The organism is Pseudomonas sp. PLMAX, from assembly GCF_046042685.1.
Classification (GTDB): domain Bacteria; phylum Pseudomonadota; class Gammaproteobacteria; order Pseudomonadales; family Pseudomonadaceae; genus Aquipseudomonas; species Aquipseudomonas putida_AE.
This window is the reverse complement of the sequence record NZ_CP064949.1, coordinates 6,286,198-6,292,500: the sequence shown is the minus strand read 5'-3', so window position 1 is coordinate 6,292,500 and position 6,303 is coordinate 6,286,198. Positions and strand designations below refer to the sequence as shown.

Below are 6,303 nucleotides of genomic sequence, written 5' to 3'. Positions count from 1 at the left end.
CGTAGCGAAAGCGAGTCTTAATAGGGCGTCTAGTCGCTGGGAATAGACCCGAAACCGGGCGATCTATCCATGGGCAGGTTGAAGGTTAGGTAACACTGACTGGAGGACCGAACCGACTACCGTTGAAAAGTTAGCGGATGACCTGTGGATCGGAGTGAAAGGCTAATCAAGCTCGGAGATAGCTGGTTCTCCTCGAAAGCTATTTAGGTAGCGCCTCATGTATCACTGTAGGGGGTAGAGCACTGTTTCGGCTAGGGGGTCATCCCGACTTACCAAACCGATGCAAACTCCGAATACCTACAAGTGCCGAGCATGGGAGACACACGGCGGGTGCTAACGTCCGTCGTGAAAAGGGAAACAACCCAGACCGTCAGCTAAGGTCCCAAAGTTATGGTTAAGTGGGAAACGATGTGGGAAGGCTTAGACAGCTAGGAGGTTGGCTTAGAAGCAGCCACCCTTTAAAGAAAGCGTAATAGCTCACTAGTCGAGTCGGCCTGCGCGGAAGATGTAACGGGGCTCAAACCATACACCGAAGCTACGGGTATCATCTTCGGATGATGCGGTAGAGGAGCGTTCTGTAAGCCTGTGAAGGTGAGTTGAGAAGCTTGCTGGAGGTATCAGAAGTGCGAATGCTGACATGAGTAACGACAATGGGTGTGAAAAACACCCACGCCGAAAGACCAAGGTTTCCTGCGCAACGTTAATCGACGCAGGGTTAGTCGGTCCCTAAGGCGAGGCTGAAAAGCGTAGTCGATGGAAAACAGGTTAATATTCCTGTACTTCTGGTTATTGCGATGGAGGGACGGAGAAGGCTAGGCCAGCTTGGCGTTGGTTGTCCAAGTTTAAGGTGGTAGGCTGGAATCTTAGGTAAATCCGGGATTTCAAGGCCGAGAGCTGATGACGAGTGTTCTTTTAGAACACGAAGTGGTTGATGCCATGCTTCCAAGAAAAGCTTCTAAGCTTCAGGTAACCAGGAACCGTACCCCAAACCGACACAGGTGGTTGGGTAGAGAATACCAAGGCGCTTGAGAGAACTCGGGTGAAGGAACTAGGCAAAATGGCACCGTAACTTCGGGAGAAGGTGCGCCGGTGAGGGTGAAGCACTTGCTGCGTAAGCCCACGCCGGTCGAAGATACCAGGCCGCTGCGACTGTTTATTAAAAACACAGCACTCTGCAAACACGAAAGTGGACGTATAGGGTGTGACGCCTGCCCGGTGCCGGAAGGTTAATTGATGGGGTTAGCTAACGCGAAGCTCTTGATCGAAGCCCCGGTAAACGGCGGCCGTAACTATAACGGTCCTAAGGTAGCGAAATTCCTTGTCGGGTAAGTTCCGACCTGCACGAATGGCGTAACGATGGCGGCGCTGTCTCCACCCGAGACTCAGTGAAATTGAAATCGCTGTGAAGATGCAGTGTATCCGCGGCTAGACGGAAAGACCCCGTGAACCTTTACTATAGCTTTGCACTGGACTTTGAATTTGCTTGTGTAGGATAGGTGGGAGGCTTTGAAGCGTGGACGCCAGTTCGCGTGGAGCCATCCTTGAAATACCACCCTGGCAACTTTGAGGTTCTAACTCAGGTCCGTTATCCGGATCGAGGACAGTGTATGGTGGGTAGTTTGACTGGGGCGGTCTCCTCCTAAAGAGTAACGGAGGAGTACGAAGGTGCGCTCAGACCGGTCGGAAATCGGTCGTAGAGTATAAAGGCAAAAGCGCGCTTGACTGCGAGACAGACACGTCGAGCAGGTACGAAAGTAGGTCTTAGTGATCCGGTGGTTCTGTATGGAAGGGCCATCGCTCAACGGATAAAAGGTACTCCGGGGATAACAGGCTGATACCGCCCAAGAGTTCATATCGACGGCGGTGTTTGGCACCTCGATGTCGGCTCATCACATCCTGGGGCTGAAGCCGGTCCCAAGGGTATGGCTGTTCGCCATTTAAAGTGGTACGCGAGCTGGGTTTAGAACGTCGTGAGACAGTTCGGTCCCTATCTGCCGTGGACGTTTGAGATTTGAGAGGGGCTGCTCCTAGTACGAGAGGACCGGAGTGGACGAACCTCTGGTGTTCCGGTTGTCACGCCAGTGGCATTGCCGGGTAGCTATGTTCGGAATAGATAACCGCTGAAAGCATCTAAGCGGGAAACTAGCCTCAAGATGAGATCTCACTGGGACCTTGAGTCCCCTGAAGGGCCGTCGAAGACTACGACGTTGATAGGTTGGGTGTGTAAGCGCTGTGAGGCGTTGAGCTAACCAATACTAATTGCCCGTGAGGCTTGACCATATAACACCCAAGCAATTTGACTACTCGAAAGAGCATCAGATTGCGGTGTGTGAAGACGAAACGAACCGAAAGTTCGAGATACTCACAAAACACCAGCTGTCACATACCCAATTTGCTGAAACGTTGAAAAACGGTTCAGTACCCGAATTTCTTGACGACCATAGAGCGTTGGAACCACCTGATCCCATCCCGAACTCAGAAGTGAAACGATGCATCGCCGATGGTAGTGTGGGGTTTCCCCATGTGAGAGTAGGTCATCGTCAAGATTAAATTCCAAAACCCCTATCTGCGCATGCAGGTAGGGGTTTTGTCTTTGTCCGCGAGAAAGACTCGTGCACAAATTGGCACAGTTATTTTTGATTCATGGCACTAGAATAGGCCCAACTTTTTCGGAGTCAGAGCGTCATATGCCAGATCCGGTTGACACCTCAAAGCTGTCAGAATTACCGCTAAGCGATTTGGTGGCATGCCATGAGTGCGACTTGCTGTTGCGCAAGCCCGAGCTCGACCATGGCGAGAAAGCCCTGTGCCCGCGATGTGGTTACGAACTCTATGCCCATCGATACAACGTCGTGCAGCGTAGTCTCGCCCTGGTGATTGCGGCACTGCTGTTGTATATCCCGGCGAACTTTTTACCCATCATGCAACTCAACCTGCTCGGGCAATCATCGCAAGACACGGTCTGGAGCGGGGTTGTCGCGCTGTTCGATACAGGCATGCAAAGCGTTTCAGTCATTGTGTTCCTGTGCAGCATGGCGATTCCGTTGCTCAAGCTGCTCTGCCAACTGGTGGTGTTGCTGAGCATCCGTTTTGACGTCGGGCGTAGCTACGGCTTGCTGCTCTACCGGATTTACCACCATTTGCGGGACTGGGGGATGCTCGAGGTTTACCTCATGGGCGTACTGGTGGCGATCGTCAAGCTGGCAGATATGGCAGCAATGACCATCGGCCTGGGCCTGGCATGCTTCATTGGATTGTTGTTGGTTCAGGTCTGGCTGGAGGTCGTGATGTCTCCTCACCAGATCTGGCAGGCTTTATCAGGAGAGGATGCCCATGCGGGCGATTGATGCAGGCATTCTGATTTGCGCGGAATGCCATGAATTGAACAAGCAGGAAGCTGATACCGACGAACAGGTCTGCACTCGCTGCGGCGCGCTGGTGCATGCCCGCCGCCCGAACAGTTTGACGCGGACCTGGGCGTTGCTGATCACCGCCGCCATTCTTTACATACCGGCCAATCTGCTGCCGATCATGACCGTGAGCTCCCTGGGCAAGGGTGATCCGAGCACCATCATGTCCGGAGTGATCGAACTGGTTCAGCACGGCATGATTCCCATCGCCGCGGTGGTGTTTATCGCCAGCATCATGGTGCCCACGTTCAAGCTGGTGGGTATCGCACTGTTGCTGTTTTCCGTGCAGCGCCACCAGCCACTCTCGGCCCGCCAGCGAATATGGATGTACCGCTTTATCGAGTTCATCGGCCGCTGGTCGATGCTCGATATCTTTGTGATCGCCATCCTGGTGGCGCTCGTGAATTTTGGACGGCTTGCCAGCATCGAAGCCAATCTTGGCGCCATCGCGTTCGCCAGCGTAGTGATTCTGACGATGCTTGCCGCAGTAACTTTCGATCCCCGACTGATTTGGGATAACACGGAGTCGGACGACGACCATGACTGATTTGCCCGTAGCGAAAACCCGACCGGCCTCGAACTGGTCTGCCATCTGGATTCTGCCCCTGATCGCCTTGATCATCGGCGGCTGGCTTGGCTGGCGTGCCTACAACGAAACCGGTATCGAGATTCAGGTACGTTTCGAAAGCGGTGAAGGTATCCAGGCCAACAAGACCGAAGTCGTTTATAAGGGCATGTCGGTCGGCAAGGTGAAAACCCTCAAGCTTGATGACGAAGGCAGCTCCAAAGGTGTGATCGCGACCGTCGAGATGAACAAGGACGTGGAGCCATACCTGCGCACCAGCACGCGCTTCTGGCTGGTCAAGCCGAGCGTGACGCTGGCCGGTATCACCGGCCTGGAGACGCTTGTTTCGGGTAACTATGTCGCAGTCAGTCCGGGTGAGGGCGAGCCTACCCGCAAGTTCAAGGCCCTGGCCGAGGAGCCGCCGCTGTCCGACGCCCAGCCAGGCCTGCACCTGACGATCAAGGCCGATCGCCTGGGTTCGCTGAACCGTGGCAGCCCGGTGTTCTACAAGCAGATCAAGGTCGGGCAGATCAAAAGCTACGTGCTATCAGAAGACCAGAGTACGGTTGAACTCAAGGTCTTCATCGAGCCGACCTACGCCAAGCTGGTGCGCAAACACACGCGCTTCTGGAACGCCAGCGGCATCAGCATCGACGCCAACCTGTCCGGGGTAAAAGTACGCAGTGAGTCCCTGGCCAGTATTGTGGCTGGCGGTATTGCGTTTGCCACGCCTGAAAACCGCAAGGACAGCCCGCCGACCGATCCGAGCCTGCCGTTCCGTCTGTATGAGGACTTCGACGCGGCCGCCGCCGGTATCAAGGTCAAGGTCAAGCTGACTGACTTCGAAGGCTTGCAGGCGGGCCGTACGCCGGTGATGTACAAAGGCATCCAGGTCGGCACCCTCAAGGCGCTCAAGGTCGATCCCGATTTGTCCGGTGCCAGCGCCGAGTTGACGCTGGACCCTCTGGCCGAGGATTACCTGGTCGATGGCACCCAGTTCTGGGTGGTCAAGCCGTCGATCTCCCTGGCGGGCATCACCGGCCTTGAAGCACTGGTCAAGGGTAACTACATCGCCGTGCGTCCGGGGGACAAAGGCGCCGCGCCGCAACGCGAGTTTGTCGCACGGCCCAAGGCGCCGCCGCTGGATTTGCGTGCCCCGGGTCTGCACCTGGTGTTGTTCACCGATAACCTCGGCTCGCTGGAAGTGGGCAGCCCGGTGCTCTACAAGCAGGTCAAGGTGGGCTCGGTCCAGAGTTATCAGTTCTCGCGCAAGAAGAAACAGCTGGTGATTGGCGTCCATATCGAGAAGGAGTACGAAGACCTGGTCAACGCCTCCACTCGATTCTGGAATGCCAGTGGCATCACCTTGACCGGTGGGCTGACCGGCGGGATCCAGGTCAAGAGCGAATCGTTGCAAAGCCTGATGGCGGGCGGCATCGCCTTTGAAACACCGGAGGCCAAGGCGCCCTTGCAAAAGCGCATCCCGCGTTTCCGCCTGTTCGCCAGCCATGAGCTGGCTAACCAGAAAGGCACGGTGATCACCCTCAAGGTCGACCGTGCCGATGGCCTGCATACCGGCACACCGATCCGCTTCAAGGGGCTGGATGTCGGCAAGATCGAAGACGTCGACCTGAGTGACGACCTGCAGTCGGTGCTGCTGACGGCGCGGATCGATGAAGTGCCGGAGCGCATCGCGCGCGTCGGCAGTCAGTTCTGGGTGGTCAAGCCCGAGCTGGGGTTGATCAAGACGTCCAACCTGGAAACATTGGTCACCGGGCAGTACATCGAGGTGCAACCGGCTGCGAAGAACCTGGGGCCGCAGAAAAACTTCGTGGCGCTGGCCAGTCCACCGGAAACCGCCAGGCAGGAAGCCGGCTTGAGCCTGGTGTTGAGCGCTCCTCGCCGTGGTTCGCTGAAACCCGGGGTACCGGTGACTTATCGCGAAATCACCGTGGGCAAGGTCACGGGTTACGAGCTGGGGCAGACGGCTGATCGAGTGTTGATCCGCATCCTGATCGAGCCGAAGTACGCGCCATTGGTACGCAGCGGCACACGCTTCTGGAACACCAGCGGTTTTGATTTCGATGTTGGCCTGTTCAGAGGGGCAACGGTGCGCACCGAGTCGCTGGAGACCATGATCCAGGGCGGTGTTGCCTTCGCTACGCCAGACGGCGAGCGCATGGGCAACCCGGCGCGGCCGGAGCAGACGTTTGCGCTGTTCGACAAGTTCGAAGAGGAATGGCTGACCTGGGCGCCGAAGATTCCGCTCGGCAAGTAACAGGGAGTATGTGGCCTCAGTGATGACGCCATCGCCAGCAGGCTGGCTCC

Annotated in this window: 3 protein-coding genes and 2 rRNA genes (1 of these 5 only partly in view); all 5 read left to right on the top strand. The window is 56.3% G+C overall.

All coding sequences use genetic code 11. The annotated features are described in order from the left end of the window. Window positions 1-2,280, top strand: a 23S ribosomal RNA gene (locus DKB71_RS28605); it begins 614 nt to the left of the window's first position. Between the two features lie 150 nt (window positions 2,281-2,430). Continuing rightward, window positions 2,431-2,546 (top strand): 5S ribosomal RNA (gene rrf / locus DKB71_RS28600). Window positions 2,547-2,687: 141 nt separating this feature from the next. Next, on the top strand, window positions 2,688-3,347 hold the full coding sequence (locus tag DKB71_RS28595; protein WP_408601170.1) for a paraquat-inducible protein A: 660 nt from the start codon (window positions 2,688-2,690) through the stop codon (window positions 3,345-3,347). Then, the gene (locus DKB71_RS28590; RefSeq protein ID WP_274074142.1) at window positions 3,334-3,957 is read left to right on the top strand and encodes a paraquat-inducible protein A; all 624 of its coding nucleotides are present in this window, start codon (window positions 3,334-3,336) and stop codon (window positions 3,955-3,957) included. The genes DKB71_RS28595 and DKB71_RS28590 overlap by 14 nt, the downstream gene beginning before the upstream one ends. Beyond that, window positions 3,950-6,253: a PqiB family protein gene (locus tag DKB71_RS28585; RefSeq protein ID WP_274074143.1), complete on the top strand. Its 2,304-nt coding sequence runs from the start codon at window positions 3,950-3,952 to the stop codon at window positions 6,251-6,253. The genes DKB71_RS28590 and DKB71_RS28585 overlap by 8 nt, the downstream gene beginning before the upstream one ends. Window positions 6,254-6,303 lie beyond the last annotated feature (50 nt).